At 46.2% G+C, this 20,239-nt stretch carries 12 protein-coding genes; 4 read left to right on the plus strand and 8 right to left on the minus strand.

Annotated features, from left to right (window positions below; all coding sequences use genetic code 11):
* Positions 1-221: 221 nt before the first annotated feature.
* A complete protein-coding gene (locus tag ACSAZL_RS11020; RefSeq protein ID WP_440948709.1) occupies positions 222-449 on the plus strand; it encodes a hypothetical protein in 228 nt (75 codons plus the stop codon).
* A gap of 103 nt (positions 450-552) precedes the next feature.
* On the opposite strand, the gene ACSAZL_RS11025 is transcribed toward ACSAZL_RS11020, so the two are convergent.
* Positions 553-702, minus strand: coding sequence for a hypothetical protein (locus tag ACSAZL_RS11025; protein ID WP_440948710.1), 150 nt, complete (start codon positions 700-702; stop codon positions 553-555).
* A gap of 200 nt (positions 703-902) precedes the next feature.
* Between ACSAZL_RS11025 and ACSAZL_RS11030 the strand changes: the two genes are divergently transcribed.
* Positions 903-1,508, plus strand: coding sequence for a flavin reductase family protein (locus ACSAZL_RS11030; protein WP_440948711.1), 606 nt, complete (start codon positions 903-905; stop codon positions 1,506-1,508).
* Between the two features lie 163 nt (positions 1,509-1,671).
* Here the strand turns inward: ACSAZL_RS11030 and uvrB are convergent, their stop codons facing one another.
* From uvrB to uvrA, 3 genes are all read right to left on the minus strand, one after another.
* Complete coding sequence (gene uvrB / locus ACSAZL_RS11035; RefSeq protein WP_440948712.1) at positions 1,672-3,684, minus strand: excinuclease ABC subunit UvrB; 2,013 nt, start codon at positions 3,682-3,684, stop codon at positions 1,672-1,674.
* A gap of 67 nt (positions 3,685-3,751) precedes the next feature.
* A complete protein-coding gene (gene uvrC, locus ACSAZL_RS11040) occupies positions 3,752-5,302 on the minus strand; it encodes an excinuclease ABC subunit UvrC (protein ID WP_440948713.1) in 1,551 nt (516 codons plus the stop codon).
* Between the two features lie 141 nt (positions 5,303-5,443).
* Complete coding sequence (uvrA, locus tag ACSAZL_RS11045; protein WP_440948714.1) at positions 5,444-8,425, minus strand: excinuclease ABC subunit UvrA; 2,982 nt, start codon at positions 8,423-8,425, stop codon at positions 5,444-5,446.
* A gap of 943 nt (positions 8,426-9,368) precedes the next feature.
* Between uvrA and ACSAZL_RS11050 the strand changes: the two genes are divergently transcribed.
* The gene (locus ACSAZL_RS11050) at positions 9,369-10,268 is read left to right on the plus strand and encodes a pentapeptide repeat-containing protein (protein ID WP_440948715.1); all 900 of its coding nucleotides are present in this window, start codon (positions 9,369-9,371) and stop codon (positions 10,266-10,268) included.
* Between the two features lie 319 nt (positions 10,269-10,587).
* On the opposite strand, the gene ACSAZL_RS11055 is transcribed toward ACSAZL_RS11050, so the two are convergent.
* The 4 genes from ACSAZL_RS11055 to ACSAZL_RS11070 form a co-directional block, all read right to left on the minus strand.
* Positions 10,588-10,797, minus strand: a complete 210-nt coding sequence (locus ACSAZL_RS11055) for a hypothetical protein (protein ID WP_048065670.1) — start codon at positions 10,795-10,797, stop codon at positions 10,588-10,590.
* A gap of 1,632 nt (positions 10,798-12,429) precedes the next feature.
* Positions 12,430-12,774, minus strand: coding sequence for a hypothetical protein (locus ACSAZL_RS11060; RefSeq protein ID WP_440948716.1), 345 nt, complete (start codon positions 12,772-12,774; stop codon positions 12,430-12,432).
* A 91-nt stretch (positions 12,775-12,865) separates the two neighbouring features.
* Positions 12,866-14,758, minus strand: a complete 1,893-nt coding sequence (locus tag ACSAZL_RS11065) for a DNA/RNA non-specific endonuclease (protein ID WP_440948717.1) — start codon at positions 14,756-14,758, stop codon at positions 12,866-12,868.
* A gap of 1,489 nt (positions 14,759-16,247) precedes the next feature.
* Complete coding sequence (locus tag ACSAZL_RS11070; RefSeq protein WP_440948718.1) at positions 16,248-18,341, minus strand: M13 family metallopeptidase; 2,094 nt, start codon at positions 18,339-18,341, stop codon at positions 16,248-16,250.
* Positions 18,342-18,798: 457 nt separating this feature from the next.
* Here ACSAZL_RS11070 and ACSAZL_RS11075 point away from each other — a divergent pair, with 457 nt between their 5' ends.
* A complete protein-coding gene (locus ACSAZL_RS11075; RefSeq protein ID WP_440948719.1) occupies positions 18,799-20,133 on the plus strand; it encodes an alpha/beta hydrolase family protein in 1,335 nt (444 codons plus the stop codon).
* Positions 20,134-20,239: the final 106 nt, after the last annotated feature.

Below are 20,239 nucleotides of genomic sequence, written 5' to 3' on the forward strand. Positions count from 1 at the left end.
ATATAAAAGTTTCGTCCATTCAAATAGAGTTCAAAAATACAAAAATTTTTTAATATTCATATTGATGGATAAACTTATTTAGTTAAATAAACTTTAAACAGTAGGATTACAAAAAATAAGCAATCAAAAGCCACAGAAATGGAGTATTAAAAACAGGGGAGGAACTTTATCTGCCTTTTGATCCTGAAACTTCATCTATTGCTTATAGCCCCATACTCAATATGATCCTCGTTTTTTTGCTTGCCTCACTTATAGTACTGATAGCTATGTTTGCCTATGCAAAATACAGCGCAAAAAAATCACTAAGTACGGAAAAGGCATCTGAAGTCGAAAGAGAGTTTATCAAAGCAGAAAAGGAAGAAATAAGAAAGACCGAGGAAACAGGATATTCGGAAAAAGATGAGAGAGAAGAGTACGAAGATGACGGCTCTGATGATTACGGAGAATGAAGATCAGGATCGTTCTCTACTCAGAAATAATGTTCCGGGGTGTTTGAAAGTAGTTTTGAATGAACCCAAATAAAATTTCGGTACTATTTTAACCTTCCCAACTTCACCCGATTTCCACTTTTTTATGAGCCACCTGAGCTGGGTTTGGTGCAGGAAGTTCCAGCCTGCCGGTAACTTCCCTGATCACCGCGTCCATTTCAAGGATATATCTGAGATAGCTTTTCGGTGAAGACTTTGTGCTGTCTGCGAGCATACATATTTTTGTTATTTATTTGAGAGGATACAGACTCCCGACACAGGTATTTTGACTCCATAATCCAGTAGGTCAGGACATGAAGCATTCTTTTCCGATTCACATTTATCCATTCATAAAATCATAGTGATTAATAACATAAAATATTAAATAGATGAAAAATAATAGCATTGTAAGTTTGAAAGTTTCGAGGTGAAAGAATGAAATTAAAACCGAGTAAAAGAGAACAAATTTTCCCCCTGCCTGTTGCCCTCATTTCCACGATCTCAAACGAAGGGATACGAAATGCTGCTCCCTGGTCCAATATAACACCAATCCTCCGTCCCCTTGAGGAAGTAGTGCTTGCTTCCTGGCTCAAGCGCGACACTCTCGCAAACATCCGGGAAACAGGAGAATTTGTCATCAATATCCCTTCCATCGAAATGACAGAAGCCGTCATGGTCTGCTCCCGAAATTATCCTCCGGAAGTGGATGAATTCGAAATGGCCGGGCTAAAGTCCCATCTTTCTGAGGAAATCAGGGCTCCAGGGATTGAAGGATGCCTTGCCTGGGCGGAATGTACCCTTGTGGAGGAGATCCTGAGAGAGAAATTCTCCCTTATTGTAGGAAAAGTCGTAAACCTGGAAGTTGATGAGGACTTTTTTGATGAAGAAGGCAGAATGGATTTTGAAAAAGCAAAACCCCTGTCCTGCATTCTGGGACCGAAAGGCCTCACTTTCACCTGTCCCAGAGATACCGGCAAATCGGCAGACTACTCAGAAATGTTTCTGGGTGGAAAAGAGACCACTTTAAGCCAGATGCCTTGAAGTCCGGCCTTTATTCCGGCCTTTCTGGCCAAATATTCTACTAAGATATTCGAAGATGACCATTCAAAGGTAAATAAAAAATCATTTCATTGTGAGGAGGGGAGAGAGCCAGCTTTATTAAGGGCTCAGCTATCTCACAGACGAATTCGGTCTCAAGACGAGTTCACGCCGTTTTTACCTCCTTTTCCAGTTTCTTTATGAGCTCCCTGAGCTGGATTGCACGCTCGAAGTCCAGCCTGTCGGCAGCTTCCCTCATCTCCGTATCCAGTTCGATAATTACGTTGGGGATATCGGTCTTCGGGATGTGTTTGGTATCTGTGATGTCCACTACTTTTTCCCTGATGGGCTTTCGGATGGTTGTAGGGACTATGCCATGTTCTTCGTTGTAGCCGATCTGCATGGAACGACGGCGTTCAGTCTCACTCACTGCTTTTTTGATGGAATCGGTCATGTTGTCGGCGTAGAGGACGACCTTCGAACTGGAGTTACGGGCTGCGCGGCCTATGATCTGGATGAGGCTTTTTGAGTCCCGGAGAAAACCTTCCTTATCCGCATCGAGGATTCCGATGAATCCGACTTCGGGAATATCAAGCCCTTCCCTGAGCAGGTTGATCCCTACAAGGACATCGAACTTGCCAAGGCGCAGTTCGCGTATGATTTCCGTCCTTTCGATCGTCTTGATATCGGAGTGCAAGTAGCGGGCTTTGATCTCGTTTCTGGCAAGGAACTCGGTCAATTCTTCTGCGAGCTTTTTGGTGAGGGTGGTCACGAGGGCGCGATCTCCCCTATCAACAATTTTCCGGACCTCCTGCATAACATCCCTGACCTGGCCTTCGAGGGGACGTACTTCGACCTCAGGGTCAACAAGGCCGGTCGGGCGGATAATCTGTTCCACGACCCGGGCGGAGTGCTCCCGTTCATAGTCTGCAGGAGTTGCCGAGACGAAGATCACGTTTTTCATGTATATTTCAAATTCGTCAAACTTCAGGGGCCTGTTGTCAAAGGCACTGGGGAGCCTGAAGCCGTAATCCACAAGGCTCTTTTTCCGTGAGCGGTCTCCATTATACATCCCGTGTAGCTGGGGAATGGTCTGGTGGCTCTCGTCGATGACCAAGAGGAAATCTTCAGGGAAATAATCAAGCAGGCAAAAAGGCTGCTCTCCGGGCTGCCTGTGGTCAAAGTGCCTTGAATAGTTCTCAATGCCCTTACAGCTGCCTGTCTCCTGAATCATTTCCATATCATAGAGCGTGCGCTGTTTTAGCCGGTGGGACTCGAGCAGCCCGAGTTCGGGCAGGCGTTCCTCAAGCTCTTCAAGAATTGACTGGATTGCGCTTTTTTGTTCCTCTTCAGGGATAACATAATGCCTGGCAGGGTAGACGAAGAAGTAATCCATGTCTTCCTTTCGCTGCCCGGTCTGCTTGTCCACTTCGGAAATCCGGTCCACTTCATCCCCGAAAAGCTCGACCCGGATGATGTCATCAAAGTACCCGGGAATGATATCGATAGTGTCCCCTTTTACTCGAAAACGTCCTGGCATGAGTTCGATGTCGTTTCTTTCAAACTGGATATCAATGAGTTTCTCAAGGATTTCCTTTCTCCGGACCTTATCCCCTACCTTCAGTTCAAATCCCATTTTCTGGAAGTTCTCAGGGTTGCCAAGCCCGTAGATGCAGGATACGGAAGCTACCACAATCACGTCCTGGCGCGACATCAGGGAGGCTGTGGCTGCAAGCCGCATCTGTTCAATCTTCGGGTTTATCTGAGCATCCTTTTCAATGTACTGGTCCTTGGCAGGAAGATAGGACTCAGGCTGGTAATAATCATAATATGAGACAAAGTATTCAACACGATTTTCAGGGAAAAATTCCCGGAACTCATTATATAGCTGGGCAGCCAGGGTCTTGTTATGGGCGATAACAAGGGTCGGCTTTCGTACCTGATTTATGACGTTTGCAACCGTATAGGTCTTTCCGGACCCGGTAACCCCCAGCAGGGTCTGGAACTGTTCCCCCTTAGTCAGCCCCTTCACAAGTTTTTCGATTGCTTGCGGCTGGGATCCTTTAGGTTCAAAATCGGAAACCAGTTTAAACTGAGGGCTGTCCCAGTACCGTGAATCGTGCAGTAGTTCGAACTTTTTTTTGGATAACTCCCCGGATGTCTGGCTGGAAACTTTCATGGAATCAAGACCTTCTTAAGTAAATGAAAATTGATTACCGTACATGATTCGCCGTACCTGAACCGTATTACTGTATCAGTGACTTCTGCCTTAGCAGGCGGTTGTAGGTGATTGCAAACCTGTGAGCTTCGTCCCGGATTTCCTGGACAAAGAGAGAAGCTTTTTCATCTTTTTTGATGGGAAGAGGGGACTTAATCCCCGGAACGTAAATCTCCTCTTCGCGTTTGGCTATGGAGATAATCGGAATTCTGAGCCTTAGCTTTCGTAGTTCCTGGAAAGCTGAAGAGAGTTGCCCTTTCCCCCCGTCAATTATTATCAGGTCCGGCATCTCGTGTTTGTCTTCAAGCAGACGAGAATAGCGTCTACGCACAACCTCGGCAATGGAAGCGAAGTCGTCAATCCCTTCCACGCCTTCTATTTTGAAGCGGCGGTAATTATGTTTGTCAGGCCTGCCCCCCCTGAACTGGACCATTGAACCGACCGTAGCCGTGCCCGAGAGATGGGAGATATCAAAGCACTCGATGACATTCGGGAGTTTGGGGAGGGAGAGTTTGCCCTGCAGGGCTTCAAGCTTTTTTCTGTCCCCGAAAAATCCGATCTCAACATTTTTCAGGGCCAGGTCGAGAAGTTCTTTTTTCTCCCCCTGCTTCGGAACCGTAACCTTAACTTTCTTTCCTTTCACATGCGCCAGGAATTCGACAAGGGACTCTTCAAGAGGTTCGGGAACGATCAGTTCTTCAGGAGGGTCATTTTCGGAATAGTACTGAACCAGAAACTCTTCCAGAAACTCCGGGCCAAAGGCAAAGACATAATCCTGTTTGCCTTCCAGGGTCCCCTTATAGACTTTGAAGAGCATCAGATAGACGGTATTGTCCCTGACAATGTAGTTCAGGATATCCTCATCATGCTTCTTCTGCCTCTCCATATTTTGTTTTTCCTGAAGGTACTCGAGGGCTGCAATCTCATCCCTGAGCGCCATGGCCTGCTCAAACATTTGCTTTGCAGCCATCTCTTTCATCTCTTTTTCCATGGACTCGATGAGTTCCTTTATGTTGCCTTTCAGGACAGAAGCAGCCCTTTTTACTTTCTCTCCGTACTCCTCCGCAGAAATGCTGCCTATACAGGGCCCGCTGCATGCTCCGATATGATAGCGGAGGCAGGCACGTGATGGCATTTTTTTGCAGGTTCGGAGCTGGAAGGTTTTTCTCACCACCTCGAAGATGTAGTCCCTTTCCTTTGCAGAAACGAAAGGTCCGAAGAATTCTCCTTCTCCGGTGTTTTTCCGGGCAATCCTGATCCTGGGAAATTTTTCTCCGGTTAGATTGATACATGCATACCGCTTTGAGTCCTTCAGGAGGATATTGTACCTGGGCCAGTGCTTCTTGATCAAGGTGTTTTCAAGGAGTAAAGCTTCTACCTCGGTATTTGTGACAATGAAGTCAAGGCTCCGGACGACCTGCACAAGGCTCGCTGTTTTGGGGTCATGGTCCCTTTTCTGGAAATAACTGCTCACCCTTTTTTTAAGGTCCTTTGCCTTCCCCACATAGAGCACGATCCCGTCCTCATCTTTGAAAAGGTAGCAACCGGGCAGGTGCGGAAGAGCTTCCAGATCAATCATTTTTGAGCCTCATTGCGTTCAAATTTAGTTTACTCAAATCCGGTTTTCATGTTTTGATTTTTCAGTAATCCTTTTTCAGGAATTCTTCTTCAGGAATCCTTATCAGGAGTCCTTTTCCAGTAATCCTTCTTCAGGAATCCCTTAAAGTGCATGTCCCTCAAATACCTCATCCGATCCTTCTTCGAAGTCTTCAGGCTCTTCTTCAAATTCTTCCTCGGAGTCCTCTTCAAATTCCCCGTAATCGGCCTCGAAATCTTCCCCTTCCTCAAAAACCGCCTCAACGGGCTGTGCTCCCGAGTTCAAATAGGAATTCAACCGTACTGAAAGTCTGGGAGCGAGGAAACGTCCGGTATAGCTTTCCTGGACCAAGGAAATTTCTTCCGGCGTGCCTGTGGCAACAATCTCCCCGCCTGCATTTCCACCTTCGGGGCCGAGATCGATTATATGGTCTGCGGACTTGATGACGTCCAGGTTGTGTTCGATAACGACCACGGTGTTTCCTTTTGCAACAAGACCGTTCAGGACCGAAATCAATTTTTTGACGTCATGGAAATGCAGTCCTGTTGTGGGCTCGTCAAGCAGATAAATGGTCTTTCCCGTACCTTTTTTAGAAAGTTCGCGGGTCAGCTTTATTCTCTGGGCTTCTCCCCCGGAAAGGGTCGTCGAACTCTGCCCGAGTTTGATGTACCCGAGTCCTACGCGCGTGAGGGTGTCGAGCTTGCCTTTGATCGAAGGGACGTTTTCAAAATGCTCGGCTGCCTCTTCCACCGTCATGTCCAGGACTTCGGCGATTGACTTCCCCCTGTACTTGACCTCAAGGGTTTCCCGGTTATAGCGTGTGCCCTTGCATTCCTCGCACTCAATATAAACATCGGGCAGGAAGTTCATCTCGATCTTGATCAGCCCGTCTCCCTGGCAGGCCTCACAGCGCCCTCCTTTTACGTTAAAAGAGAAGCGCCCGTTTTTGTAACCCCGGATTTTTGCTTCCTTCGTTTCGGCAAAAGCCTGCCGGATCGCATCAAAGACCTTGGTATAGGTCGCAGGGTTCGAACGCGGAGTCCTGCCGATAGGGCTCTGGTCGATAACAATTACCTTATCAAGCTCGGAGTCAAAGACCAGCTCTTCATATTCCCCGGGCGTTACATTCGATTTGTAGATCTTTTTCGTCAGGGCTTTGTAGAGAGTATCATAGATAAGGGTGGATTTTCCGGAACCCGAAACTCCGGTAACTACGGTGAGGAGCCCTATGGGGATGTTTACATCTATATCCTTCAGGTTATTTGCCCGGCAGCCTTTCAACCGGATGAAGGCTTCGCTCTGTCGGCGGAGAGTCGGGGGCTTTATCTGCTTTTCTCCTGAGAGGTACTTGCCTGTAAGAGACTCCGGATTTCTCTCGATTTCTGCAGGTGTTCCTTCGGCAACCACAAATCCTCCGTGGATCCCGGCTCTAGGCCCTATATCGAGCACGTAGTCCGCAGCCCGGATAGTATCCTCGTCATGCTCCACCACGATGAGGGTGTTCCCCAAATCCCGCAGGGTCTGGAGAGTCTGGATAAGCCGCTCGTTGTCCCTCTGGTGCAGCCCTATCGAAGGCTCGTCAAGTACGTAGAGTACGCCCATCAGGTTTGAGCCGATCTGCGTTGCCAGCCTGATCCTCTGGGCTTCTCCACCCGAGAGGGTTCCTGCACTGCGGGAAAGGGTCAGGTATCCGAGTCCCACATGCTCAAGGAATCCAAGCCGGGAACGGATTTCCTTTAAGACCTGTTTCGCTATCTCTTTTTCCTTTTCCGAAAGTATGAGGTTCTCGAAAAAAAGTATGGCTTCTATAATTGAGAGGTCCGTTGCATCAACAATGGATTTGTCACCGAGCTTTACTGCTAGCACTTTTTCCTTCAGGCGTTTGCCTTCGCACTTAGGGCAGGGCCGGACCTGCATGAATTTTTCGAGTTCCTTTCGCCTGTACTCGGACTTGGTCTGACCGTACAGCCGCTCAGACTGCGGGAGAAGCCCTTCCCATGTTCCTTTATGGGACCACTGAGCATCGCCGTTCTTCATGCTCATGCTGAACTGGATGCGTTCTTCCGAACCGTACATGAGAGCGTTGTACTGTTCTTCCGAGAGGGCTTCGATAGGGGTGAATATATCAAAACCGAAATGTTTCGCCACAGCTGCCAGGTGCTGGCTCCGGTAACCGTCAAGGTAATTTCTGTACAGGGCTACAGCCCCGTCTGCGAGGCAGAGGGTTTTATCCGGAATAATCAGGTCAGGGTCAAACTCCATCTTGATCCCGAGCCCGTTACAGGCTTCACAGGCCCCGAAGGGACTATTAAAGGAAAACATCCTGGGCTGGAGTTCCTCAAAAGCCATGCCGCAGACCGGGCAGGCCATATTTGAGGAGTAAAGGTGATCTTTTCCTTCCGAATCGACAGCGATCAGGAGACCTTCTGCTTTTCTAAGGGCGTTTTCGCAGGCTTCGACAAGCCTTGAACGGTCTTCTGCAGGGTCAAGCCGGTCAACCACTACCTCTATATCGTGTTTTTTGTAACGGTCAAGGGTAATCTCGTCATCTGTCCTGTGGATTTCCCCATTTACGCGGACCCTGGTAAATCCTTCGCTGTTCAGATCCCTGAAAAGCTGTTGATAGGTTCCTTTCTTCTGGCGGATTACAGGTGCAAGGATGGTAACCGTACCTTCAAATTCCCTGGTGATGCTGTCTGCAATCCTTTCGGGGGACTGAGACTCGATTTTGATATTGTGGACCGGACAGTAAGGCGTCCCGACTCTGGCAAAAAGCAGCCTCAGGTAATCGTAAATTTCGGTGACCGTACCAACGGTACTCCGGGGATTTTTGGATGTTGTTTTCTGCTCAATGGAAATTGCCGGGGATAAGCCCTCAATGCTGTCCACATCCGGCTTGTTCATAAGCCCCAGGAACTGCCGCGCATAAGCTGAGAGGGATTCTACATAACGCCTCTGTCCTTCGGCATAAACAGTATCAAAAGCCAGGGTAGATTTCCCAGAGCCTGAGACGCCTGTAATTACAATGAACCTGTCCCGCGGGAGTTCAACTGTGATATTTTTCAGGTTGTGTTCCCGCGCCCCTTTGATAATAATATTTTTCATTTTCCTTCTCTCAGGTTTTTCTTGTCTCGGTAAATCGGTTAGTGAGAATTTTAAGGTGAAAATTTAGTGTGTGGATGTTTAAGATGAGAATTTAGTGTGTGGATGTTTAAAGTGAAAGTTTAATGTATGGGAGTCTGTTCTTCGGGTCTGAATGTGTGAAAATTCAGCATATATAACAAAAAGAGAGCCCTTTTATTAATAAAGTGATATAGCGGATTGAAAGTATTAGTCAGCAAAATAGATAATTTTCTAATGAAGAGATATTGAACCGGATCTGCCGTAAACGAATCTTTCATTGCTCTCATTTTTAATTTTTATCCTGTTCTCATTCAATACTTTCAGCTTGGAAAAACCGTTCCTCCTGCAAAGTAGGTTAATAAACCTGTGAAACCGGAGCATCGCCCCAAAAAAATGAAGAGGAAATCAATCGGGAAAATGCAAGAAGAGTAAAGTTTGTGGCTTCAACCATATGATGAGTGGGTAAATTATGTTTATTGTATAAATATTTATCTACTTTGGAATATTTTAATGATTACATATTAAATTAGATTACATATCAAGTTAGTGCAAAAGTAGAGAGGAGTAGAGAGGGGGTCAGAGTTTCCTTATTTCCGCTAAAAGTATGTTCGCTAAATTATGTTCTTTTGAGAGTCGGCCCCAAAACTTAAAATTGTTTATTTGAATCTGGCATTTTCAAATCCATAAGAGTCACCCATAAGAGTCACCCATAAGAGTCACAGGATTATTTTTAATTTTTTGCCTGAAATACAGGCTCAGGGCATTCGTGGACCACAATGATAAGTTCTCTTCCCGAACCTGCAGTAAGAGCAATAGTTTAGAAATTATTTTCCTTTGTTATATTTTAAAAACCAAACCCTGAAGAACAGAAAATATTTTTCTGGCATAGTAATGCTTATTTTAGTTAAAGACCGATTAATTGTAAATGGATATTCCAGAGAAAAAAGATTTTCGAGGAGCTAACCTGCAGGGGGCTAACTTTGAAAAGGCTGACCTCCAGGGAGCTGACCTTTATGAAGCTAATCTTCGTTTAGCTAACCTCCAGGGAGCTAACCTTCATTCGGCTAACCTATATGGAGCTAACCTTCATCTGGCTAACCTTCAAGGAGCTAAACTTGGAGGAACTAACCTCCAGGGAGCTAATTTTCATCTGGCTAATCTCCAGGGAGCTAACCTTCATCTGGCTAACCTTCATCTGGCTAACCTTCATCTGGCTAACCTTCAAGGGGCTGACCTTTATGGAGTTAACCTTCAAGGGGCTGACCTTCAAGGGGCTGACCTTCAGGGGGCTAATCTTCAAGAGGCTAACCTTGAAAAGACTAACTTTCAAGGAGCTAAACTCGGAGGAGCAAAACTTGAAGGGGCTTACCTTATAGGAATTCGCTTTCAAGGGGCTAACCTTCAAGGAGTTGATTTTCATGAAGCTAACCTTCAGGAAGCTAATCTTCAGGAGGCTAACCTTCAAAAGGCTAAATTTGAAAGGGCTGACCTTATAGAAGCTAATCTTGAAAATGCTAATCTTCAAGGAGCCAATCTTCAAGGGGCTGACCTTCAAAGGGCTGATCTTTATGGAGCCAATCTTCAAGGGGCTAACCTCCAGGGGGTTGATCTTGAAAAGGCTCACCTTAAGATGACCGACCTCGGAAAGGTTGACTTTCAGGGAGCTAACCTTAAGGGAGCTCACCATTTAACAATTGATCAGCTTTCTAAAGTGAAAACACTTTATGATGCAAAATTAGACGAAGAACTCCTCATGTCTCTAAAAGAGAAGTATCCTGCCCTTTTTGAAGTACCGGAACCGCAGGACCTGAAAGATCAGGAATGACAGCAACCTTTCCTGATAAAACATTGCTATTTTTCAGATTTTATATTCGTTTTTACGGATTTCCTGTCCTTCGAGTGGTTTAGGTAGCTTCGAGTAGTGAAGATAACTTCGAGTAGTGAAGATAACTTCGAGTAGTGAAGATGGCAATGATCTGGCTTTTTCGTTGCTGCACTGGTTTATACAGTGCGGTAGGAAATATCAGAAAAAATAAAAAAGGCTTTGAACTCGATATTTTCGAGACTGATCCTTTTTAAACGAATTTTGCTTTAGAATTCATGGTTTTAGTATACGGGCTCAGGTAAGGTTTTTGTCCTGGTATTTATGAGTTGGTCTCGGTTATTCTGAAATATGGCAACTCCTTGATGGCCAGACGAGCCATAGATTCCTCGACATCCGGAGTGGGTTCCTTAATCCTCTCCGGGCATGCTATAACGTTGAGCAGCTCCTCAAGAGCTGGACTGCTCGATCTCCATGTGTAGTCGCTCCGTGTCTCAGCTGTAAAGATTTGCCATTCGATTTTTACTGACATAACAATCACCTATTTAAAAAGTGCCCTATGATTGTACAGTTAAACTTTTGATGTGATTGATTTTTTTAACTCGATTGATTTTTCAGTTCAATTGCATAAGCGCTATTTAGATAACATCAATTTTTTAACTGTAAGCACTCGATATCACAACGCATCCTCAAAAGAGATAAGATCAAAACGATAGAGCCCTTAAGAGCCATACGAACGGATATGCTCCGTATGTGATAATGTATCACAATACCAGGACTTCTGCAGTTGGACTTAAAATCAACAGCATCAAACCTTTAACTCTCTAAAATGAAAATTTAAGCTGCAGTGCTTGTTGCAATTGTTTTTATACCCCTTGATTTTATGCCCCAGGTGCGTAAGTCCCGACTGCATTAAGTGATTAAGAAGAAAACCCGGAAGAGCTTTGATCATTTTACTGTAACCCCAATACAGTTACTCAAAGATATTCTTTTTTAAGTTCATTTCTTTGGAGTTGGATCAATTCTTCCTGGCAGTTCTTATTCACATACTCTATCAGTTGTTCCTCTCTTTTGACCTATTTACCCACGTTACATACAATGTTCCTGTATTATTTTAAAATAATTATGCGAAAAATTGTTTCTGAACAAAAGATAGTTCCATATAAAATATTTCAAAGTCGGACAACGATTTAATATTAATAGAACTTACGCATTTGCCTGCTTTGCAGGCAACTTTTTAATTTTCTCAATTTTTAGGCTAAGGTATATATTGGATTTCTTACAAATTGATTAAACTCATTTCTTGTAATGTTGGTGGTCCTGTATTAATCAGTTGATATTATTCCTATATCTGAAACTAAGATCTTTTGTTTTTTGATTCTACTTTTTGCAGGGCTGAACTTTTCTCTTCTGCAACGCAAAAAATGAACAAGCGAATTTATATCTTGATCTGGGGGATCTCTCTAAAACTCACAGTTAAATATAAACGCCTCCGCCAGCTTGCCTGGCGGCCCTTCACAAAAGGAAGAATAAATGAATGAGAAATGATACTGAAATTGGTACCGTTTTAGCCTTTTGTCCTTCTCTTAAACTCACAAACGCCTACAGCAGCTTTTACTTGATAATCTGTTGTTTTCATCCTTCTATATCTTTTTTGTCTTTTTGGGAAAGACCGCTCTCCTGCGTCGAGCGGGACAAGAACGACACAATAAAGCGAATGACATTGTACGGGGCAGAATTCAGGAATTTGAGTCAGACTTGTTTTTTTCAAAAATATCAACCATGGAAAGAAGGACGACCGTAATGTTCCGTTCCGTTTAAAACCATGTAATACCTTCTTTTATTCTTTGGATTTCAAATCTTAGAAATGCTCTTATTACCGTCATGATATGTGCCCTCTACACACTATTTCTCCCTGCCTGCCAACGTTCTACTCCACAAAACTGTTTTATTCCTCTATGATACTCTTCAATTTTCCAAGCTTTCTTTGCTAGTTCTTTCCTTTTTTCGTCCTGCATATCCAGTATATCTGTAGCTCAGTATTGCATGTCTCCATCTTTGGAAACTATCCGAAATACCTTAATAAAACCGTATTCTTTCAGATGAACCGTCATTCCTTCTGGTTAAATACAATTCGATTGCTGCATTACCAGTCTTATCAGGGTTAACTAACCGGTTTTTCTTCAACCTTGTTAATCAGTGCCATCCTTTTTTCCTGATTGCTTTGAGATACTTTATGCTGGAATACCAGGATCAAACAGGACGAATTCGGGTTTAAACCACGTTCTTCTGCCCTGTTCAACGTGTCAAGGAAGTGATCATTTTTTGTTTTTCCGTCGGTATCTATATCGTAAGTTCTAAAGTCAACAGAGATTATAGCATCATTAGATGTCCGGACAACGGTTTCAAGATCGATGCCATTTACAATCTGATGATGTTTGCCACTCCATTGATAAGATATGAAGCTACAGTCATCGGGCTTGCCAGCAAAATGAAGTGAAGCCGACATGTAAAAAAAAATGTCGGCTTGAGTCCTTTAAGCTCACCGGCAAGACTGTGCTTCATTACTAATCCGAGGCAACAACCATCAAGTGATCGTATCAGAGCATTATGTCCGAAGCAGAGCGAATCCTCCGGATATTGCCTCTCTGGCTTTTCAGACCCTTTCCGGCTACTGCCCGGACCATTGGATCGGCATCTGCAGGCAAGCCGAATGATAGGCCGGTCAGCGTCTCAACCTGCGCTACCGGCACTTGCCATGTCTTGAACTCGTCGTCGAAGAACTCCAAGTTCTCCAGATAATTCTTCTGTGTGCGCAGGTAGGCTGTGGCGCTGAGCTTCCCGTTCTTATTGACGAATGCCACCACCTTCCAGAAATCGGCAGGCAGGAGGTACTCATCACGGTAAATCATATCGTCTTCACGGAAGACGGGACCTGTGAATACCGATATCTGCACATTGGCATTATCTGCGGTCTTCAGTATGTAGTCTTCCACTTCGAGCCAATCATGCTGGTTTAAGCGCGCGTGCTGAGGCGAACAGTTCGTAAAATGGAACGTGTCCTCTCCCGCATCCCTGGCATTTGGCCCCCAGCAGGGATCCAGCCGGCGAACCAGATGTCCGCGGTCAAGTGGATTGCCTACATACAATTTGGGTCCGGCCTGATACTTCTGGTCGAGGCGTGGATCAAAGTACCATTTGTCGCGGGTACGTTTGATTTTCTTCAGCTTCTTGCCGTCAATATTGGCCGCGGTATAGAAGGCCAGCCTTCGATCGGCATTCATCACAATCGAGAAGTGCAGGTAGGTGAGAATCTCGCTCCCGTCCTTGAGCTTTGCGACTTTGGACTGGAGATCATCGGCCAGCCTGGGAAGCGGCAGCTGGTGCAGAGAGCCCAGGAAATCGGGGTTGTAGCCATCCGCCAGGCGGTAATGTTCCGCGGGAAGTTCTCCCAGCTCCATTGCTGCGCCTGGAATAGTTTCTGGGGCGGTTAAGATCGCAGGTCCGACCGGGCCAGTGTCATGGCTGCGAAGCCTGCGCAGAGCTTCGGCCACCATCGGCTCGTTCTCGCTTCGCAACTCCAGTGCCTGGAAGATGTGGCTGATGCGCACGCCCTCATTGGCCACCCAGGCTATGGTGCTGGGATCGTCGATGCCTTCTTGGTAGGACTGACCGTCTGTCTTGAGGATGTTGCCCCGGGCATCCTTCATCGGTACTCCTGAGTGGTGCAGACCCACAACAAGCCATTGATCATTGAATACGGGCGAGCCTGATGCCCCGGGCTGAGTGTCGGTCAGATAGTGTAACCAGCTGTCGAAGAGATCCACAACTTTGTTCTCCCGCAGGCAGCATTGCTTGAGCCCGCCCTCAGGATGCTGAATGATGGAAACGTATTCGCCGGTCCGGACCTTGCCGGTGTCTTCAACGAGACGCAGTAATCCGTAATCGGTAAGTTCTGTCCCTTCTGTGGCAACGGGGGCCACGGATACCAGTGTGAAGTCTATGTCCGGATCGGTGACGAAGACCTCGTCGGGTCGCAGGTCGAAGGATTTGGATGTCTTTCGCTGACCGTTTATATCTTGCTCAAATTCAAACTCCGCAAAACTCTTCCTTGCCAGCTCTGCTGTATCGAGGACATGGTTATTCGTCAGTAACAGATTTGGGCTGACAAGAAAGCCCGTGCCGTAACCCTCTGGCCTGCCGAAGGGGTTCACGACCTGGATCCTGCAGACGGGTCTGGACGCGAGCAGTCCAAGTTCCAGATATGAGATGTCGACAAGATCGCTCTTTCCCATGATTCTCTCCAGAGCCAGCCCGTCACCGGGTTCAAGAAAGATCAGGCGCTTCTCTATAGGTTGTGCCTCCGTCAAGGACCTGATGATTTCATGTCTGAATCCCTCGCCTGGCCGCTCTGCTTCAGCAGCTTTCTGCCGGCTATAATATCTTTCAGAGGCTTTTCTCTGTTGCTCTTCTTTTCGGGCATTTTCAAGCATATCTTTTCCCCCATATAACCCAACAGTTCGAAATAATTTAAATTAAAGAACTATAATCTATGATAAGAAACCAGATTAATCGTTCAAAATTCGAGATTAAGGGAACCGATTTTTAGTTTTGGGATGAGATCATTAATTTGACTCAGATATTTTTTATCCATCAAGTAACATAACGCTCAGATTATAATATTTTTATATTTATTACAAGATAATATTAGACAAAATGATATAACTATTTGGAATTTTAGATCAGTACTAAAGGTTTGGTTTTTTCCACTATCAGTGGACACAATATGTATTAATAGGATTATTCAGGCATGATTCTCCCTTAGACTCTCCTTGTCAGTCTATCGTAAAGTTCAGGAATCATCAAAGCCGGAACGAAAGTCTAGCTCTGGCCTTTGACATTGCTTCGAGGTATGCGCCTTCAGATAGATGTACTGCACCACCCTTCCACAATTATCTCATAAACTTCTCTATATTCCGGATCTGGAACTTCGAGGAAAAACTAGTCAACGGCTATAAGAGAAGTAAAGGCTATAGTCTTAGCACAGGAACACCTGGAAATCTAAATTATGTCGGGGAAAAGGGCCATCTGGCTAAAAGCAATAGCCTGGGTCTTACAGAGCAGTGATGTAACCGGCCTGCCAGATAGGTAAAAAACAACAAAAAATCCGCTTATGCTATTTTGGAAGTAAAGACATAATTATGAAAAAAAGTACAAGGACGAGATAAAAACGCTCTTTCATCCCGGAAAACCCATTTTAATGTCGGGATAAATAGGAAACCTCCGCCAGCTCGTCTGGCGGCCCTGCCCAAAAAGCAGAAAAAGAAACAGAATTATTGGCTTTCAGGTCGCCTTTACATTTAGTTTCTGGACCTCATCAATCTTCTTCATTTACTGGCTTTTGTCTCTCATTTCTTCTTCTCAGTCTTTGACATGAAAGTACTTTCAATTACTTTCAGTATTTGCGCCTGTTATTCGAAAGAGTATCATGTGTGTTTTTGGAAAAGACCGCTCTCCTCCATCTCTTTATTTTACCATTGTTTTTAAGTTAGTCTTCTTGAGCGCAGCTCACTACTATAACCCGAAATTGACCCTCTTGAGCTAAGCTTATTGCTAAAATTCATAAAATTAGTCTTCTTGAGCGCAGCTCACTACTATATCCCAAAATTGGCCCTCTTGAGCGAAGCTTTCAATTTTAACCTGCAAATTAGTCTGCTTGAGCGCAGCGAAACAGACCGCGTACTCCCGAGGCGCAATTCGGGCTGCAGAGCCGCAACTCTGCCGAAACAGACCGCGTTTTGGCTCCAACCCTGTCTTTCTACCTCATAGTGAAACTCTTTCAGGTTTCACCCCACCCCACCCTCTTAAGACAGGTTGTGCCAGATGCTGAAGACGCCACCCGGAAACGCTGTGGCAATTATGAAATGTTTTACTGCAAGATCAACGCTCAGACCGGAGTGAAAAGACTTCACGAAGGTCACTCTACCAGATAACCGGCCTTTCACTCTCCGGCCTGTAGAGTTTATCAGCTGGCTTTACGCTTGGGAACGCCCTGTAAAACTCAGGCATGTTGAAGACCGCACCGTTTACCCTGAACCTGGCGGGGGAGTGGGTATCGGTCAGCGCTCGCGTCCTAAGGGAGTCGTTTGTGTCCGATTCCCTCCATATCTGGGCGAAGCTTAAGAAGAACCTCTGATCTCCGGTGAAACCGTCGACCACCTCCGGCTCCTCTTTCGATGAAAGCTTATAGGCGTGGTAGGCCACGGTCAGGCCGCCGAAATCTGCTATGTTTTCCTGCAGGGTCAGGTTGCCGTTAACGTGCAGGCCGGGCAGCACCTCGAATTTGTCGTACTCATCCACCAGGACCTCCGTGCTCCTGTTAAAGTTATCGGCGTCCTCTGGCGTCCACCAGTCCGTCAGATTTCCGCTGGCATCGAACTTCCTGCCCTGGCTGTCGAAGTGGTGCGTCATCTCGTGTCCTATGATGGCGCCTATGGCACCGTAGTTGACTGCGTCATCGGCTTCCTCGTTGAAGAAGGGAGGCTGAAGAATGCCTGCAGGGAAGACTATGATGACCTTATTACAATCTGCATAGGCGTTAGTCTCCTGGGGGTTCATCTCCCAGAGCTTGCGGTCTACGGGCTTGCCTATCCTGTCCAGGCCGTAGGGACCGTGGTGGAACCGGAATTTGGAGGCCCGGAGAACATTCATGACATACGAATCGTTTTTCACTTCGAGTTCCGAATAATTCAGCCATTCGTCGGGGTAGCCTACCTGGACATCCAGGGACTCAAGCTTCATCAGGGCTTCCTTCTTTGTTTCAGGCTCCATCCATGTAAGGCTTTGAATTCTTTCCCTGAAGGCCTTCTTCAGGTTAGATACCATTTCCTGCATCCTGGCCCTGGAGCCCGGGTCGAAATACCTGTCCACATAGATACGGCCTATGGCTTCGCCTATGGCTCTGTTTTCCGCATCGAGGACCCTCTTCCAGCGGGGCTCCATCTCCTGCTGGCCGTTAAGTTTTCTCTCATAGAAGTCAAAGTGCTCCTTCTCAAGGTCGGAGCTGAGATAGGGAGACGTAGCTGAGATCAGCTTCCAGCGCAGGAAGGTCTTCAAGTCAGCTGTGCTCTCTTCCTGAAGGGCGACACTCAGTTCCTTGAAGTAAGACGGATTTCTGACATTGACCTCGGCTATGTCAGGGCGGCCCAGGACGCCGAAGAGACAGGACCAGTTCATGCCCGGAGCAAAGGCCTGAAACTCCTCAAGGCTCATCCTGTTATACGTTTTGACTTCATCGTTGTCGTCCACATTGTTAAAGGATGCATTGGCAAGCCTGGTCTCTAGTCTCATCACGGTTCTGGCATTATTTTCAGCGGTTTCCGGGTTATCACCCAGGAAGACGAACATCCTGGTAACGTGGGTCAGGTATTGCTCTCTGATCCTGACAGATTCGCTGTCCTGCCTGAGATAGAAATCTCTATCCGGGAGGCCCAGACCCCCCTGAGTTAGGGTGGCAATCATGACCTTGCTGTTCTTCTTGTCGGGTGCGGCGTACATGGAGAAGAAAGGGTCCATGCCATAATCCATCATTTGAGTCGATACGGCCTGGACATCGGAGGTGCTGGAGATATCGTCTATCATCCTCAGCTCGGCTTTGATGGGGTCCAGACGCTGCTTTTCCAGGGTGGAGTTATCCATTCCCACGCTGTAGAACTCGCCGATCTTCTGCTCAAGGCTTCCCTCAGGGGCAGAAGTGTTGCTGGCTGCGTCCTCCACTATTCTTTTGACGCGGTCGGATGTCCTGTCCTTTACGATATCGAACTCTCCGTATCGGGATTTGTCCGCAGGCACAGGGTGGCTTTTTATCCAGGTTCCCTCAGCATACTCATAGAAATCATCTCCGGGTTTTACTGAAAGGTTCATGCTCCCAGGGTCGAAGGCCTTCTCATACCCCGAGGTGCGCGTGTTACACTTCGAGGTTTCGGAAGAACCAGAAGATACAGGGGTTAAAGCGTTGATAAGTGAAATGCAAAAAACGAATAGATATAATAGATATATTACTCCCTTCCTTTCCATGCCCTCTCAACTCCTATGGATCCTGAGAAACCTCTTACACTGCAGCATGTAGAGGCTGCTCATATGGGTTATGTAGAAATCTTTAATTTAATGCAACTGATTTTCCAGTTCAATTGCATAAGTCCCGTTCCTTTACTGCAGCTCCAGATACGGCTGCTCCGAAAATACCCTTCCAGGTGCGTTTATCCGGAACAGGATCAATCTTTCATCAATTCCATATTCCCGTATCCTGCTGATTATTCCTCATTCGTTTGTCCCGTTTGCTCCCGTTATAGAATATACAATTATCTCAGTAATTATTTTAAATTAATCATGATAAAATAAAAGTAAATTCAGTTTCTAAATCAGTGATTTTTGCATTTCTTGATTGAAACCATCAAGTGAAAAAGATGATCAACCAAAAATTCACAAAATAGAGTGCGGTAAGGCTTATAGTGAATTGCAAAAATATCTTTTTATGGGATTACCTATTAATCCTGAGGGGGGAGTATACATATTAAAGCATTTTTTTGAGAACATCAGAGTTTTACCGACGCTGCTGACGACCGGCATGGTAACCGTTTCGGATGCCGAAAGCAGCACGAGTACAACCGGGGCCGTATTTCCGGATCCGGAGTTCAACTTCCAATTTCTTCGCACAATCGGTTATGCTGCCAGTGGAGGAGCGGATATTAACGAATGCTTGGACACAGCCTACCGCGTAAAGAATGGCGACATCGAAAGCTGGTATCTGGAGTGGAACAGGACTGCCGACCGGCTGGAGAAAACCGGAGATGAATTCCTGGCCCGGGGCAATAATGTAAGCGCCAGAGAGACTTATCTCCGGGCGTCCAATTACTACAGAACAGCAGGTTTCTATCTAACTAAAAACCCGGACGACCCGCGCATTGTTCCCACCTGGGAAAGGAGCAAAGGCTGCTTCCTCAAGGCTGCCGACCTGTCGAATAACCTCATCAGGCCTGTCAGGATTCCGTTCGAGAACACTACTTTACCTGGCTACCTTTGTCTTGCAGACGCCGACGGAGAGAAAAAACCTCTGCTTATCGTTCAAACAGGCTATGACGGTACAGGTGAGGAGCTTTATTTTCAGGTTGCGAAGTTTGCAGTCGACAGAGGCTACAATGTCCTGATATTCGAGGGGCCGGGACAGGGAGAAGTTATCCGTATCCAGAAGATTCCATTCAGGTATAACTGGGAATCAGTTGTCACTCCTGTCACGAACTATGCCCTGAGCCGGAGCATAGTTGATCCGGAAAGGATCGCCCTCATGGGCATCAGCTTCGGAGGCTACCTGGTCCCGAGAGCCGTGGCCTTCGAGCATCGCATAAAAGCCTGCATTGCCAATGGAGGAGTTTATGACTTCGGGGGCAGTATTCTGCAAAGAGTTTCTCCGGACATCGAGGACATCCTGAGCGATGAGAACAAATCAAAGGTCCTTGACCGGGAGATTTTGAAGGCCATGGACCAGAGCGTTGAAATAGGCTGGGCTATAGGCAATGGGATGTATATTTTCGGAGCCAGGACGCCCAGCGATTACTTCCGGATGCTACCCCCTTATACTCTGAAGGATGTGGCTCCTCGGATCAGGTGCAACATGCTTGTAATCGAAACGGATAATGATACACTCATTCCAGGTCAGGCAAGGCCGCTCTATGATGCGCTGACATCTCCCAAGGAGTTCATGCTCTTTACGTCAGAAGAGGGTGCAGGACTTCATTGTCAGACGGGTGCTGTGATGATATCCAGCGAGAGGATATTCAACTGGCTGGATTCCGTGCTACGGCAAAATTAGAAAGCGGTAAAGATAGAGAAATGAAAAATTAGAAAGCGGTAAAGATAGAGAAAAGAAAAATTAGAAAGTGGTAAAGATAGAGAAATGAAAAATTAGGAAGCGTAAA

The sequence above is a fragment of the Methanosarcina mangrovi genome (assembly GCF_052057765.1).
In the GTDB taxonomy this organism is placed as follows: domain Archaea; phylum Halobacteriota; class Methanosarcinia; order Methanosarcinales; family Methanosarcinaceae; genus Methanosarcina.

Excerpts from the sequence above, each read along its gene's own strand:
- ACSAZL_RS11070 (WP_440948718.1), bottom strand. The coding sequence starts at position 18,341 with ATGGAAAGGAAGGGAGTAATATATCTATTATATCTATTCGTTTTTTGC.
- uvrA (WP_440948714.1), bottom strand. The coding sequence starts at position 8,425 with ATGAAAAATATTATTATCAAAGGGGCGCGGGAACACAACCTGAAAAAT.
- ACSAZL_RS11030 (WP_440948711.1), top strand. The coding sequence starts at position 903 with ATGAAATTAAAACCGAGTAAAAGAGAACAAATTTTCCCCCTGCCTGTT.
- ACSAZL_RS11025 (WP_440948710.1), bottom strand. The coding sequence starts at position 702 with ATGCTCGCAGACAGCACAAAGTCTTCACCGAAAAGCTATCTCAGATAT.
- ACSAZL_RS11065 (WP_440948717.1), bottom strand. The coding sequence starts at position 14,758 with ATGCTTGAAAATGCCCGAAAAGAAGAGCAACAGAGAAAAGCCTCTGAA.
- uvrC (WP_440948713.1), bottom strand. The coding sequence starts at position 5,302 with ATGATTGATCTGGAAGCTCTTCCGCACCTGCCCGGTTGCTACCTTTTC.
- ACSAZL_RS11060 (WP_440948716.1), bottom strand. The coding sequence starts at position 12,774 with ATGTCGGCTTCACTTCATTTTGCTGGCAAGCCCGATGACTGTAGCTTC.
- ACSAZL_RS11050 (WP_440948715.1), top strand. The coding sequence starts at position 9,369 with ATGGATATTCCAGAGAAAAAAGATTTTCGAGGAGCTAACCTGCAGGGG.
- ACSAZL_RS11055 (WP_048065670.1), bottom strand. The coding sequence starts at position 10,797 with ATGTCAGTAAAAATCGAATGGCAAATCTTTACAGCTGAGACACGGAGC.
- ACSAZL_RS11020 (WP_440948709.1), top strand. The coding sequence starts at position 222 with ATGATCCTCGTTTTTTTGCTTGCCTCACTTATAGTACTGATAGCTATG.
- ACSAZL_RS11075 (WP_440948719.1), top strand. The coding sequence starts at position 18,799 with ATGGGATTACCTATTAATCCTGAGGGGGGAGTATACATATTAAAGCAT.
- uvrB (WP_440948712.1), bottom strand. The coding sequence starts at position 3,684 with ATGAAAGTTTCCAGCCAGACATCCGGGGAGTTATCCAAAAAAAAGTTC.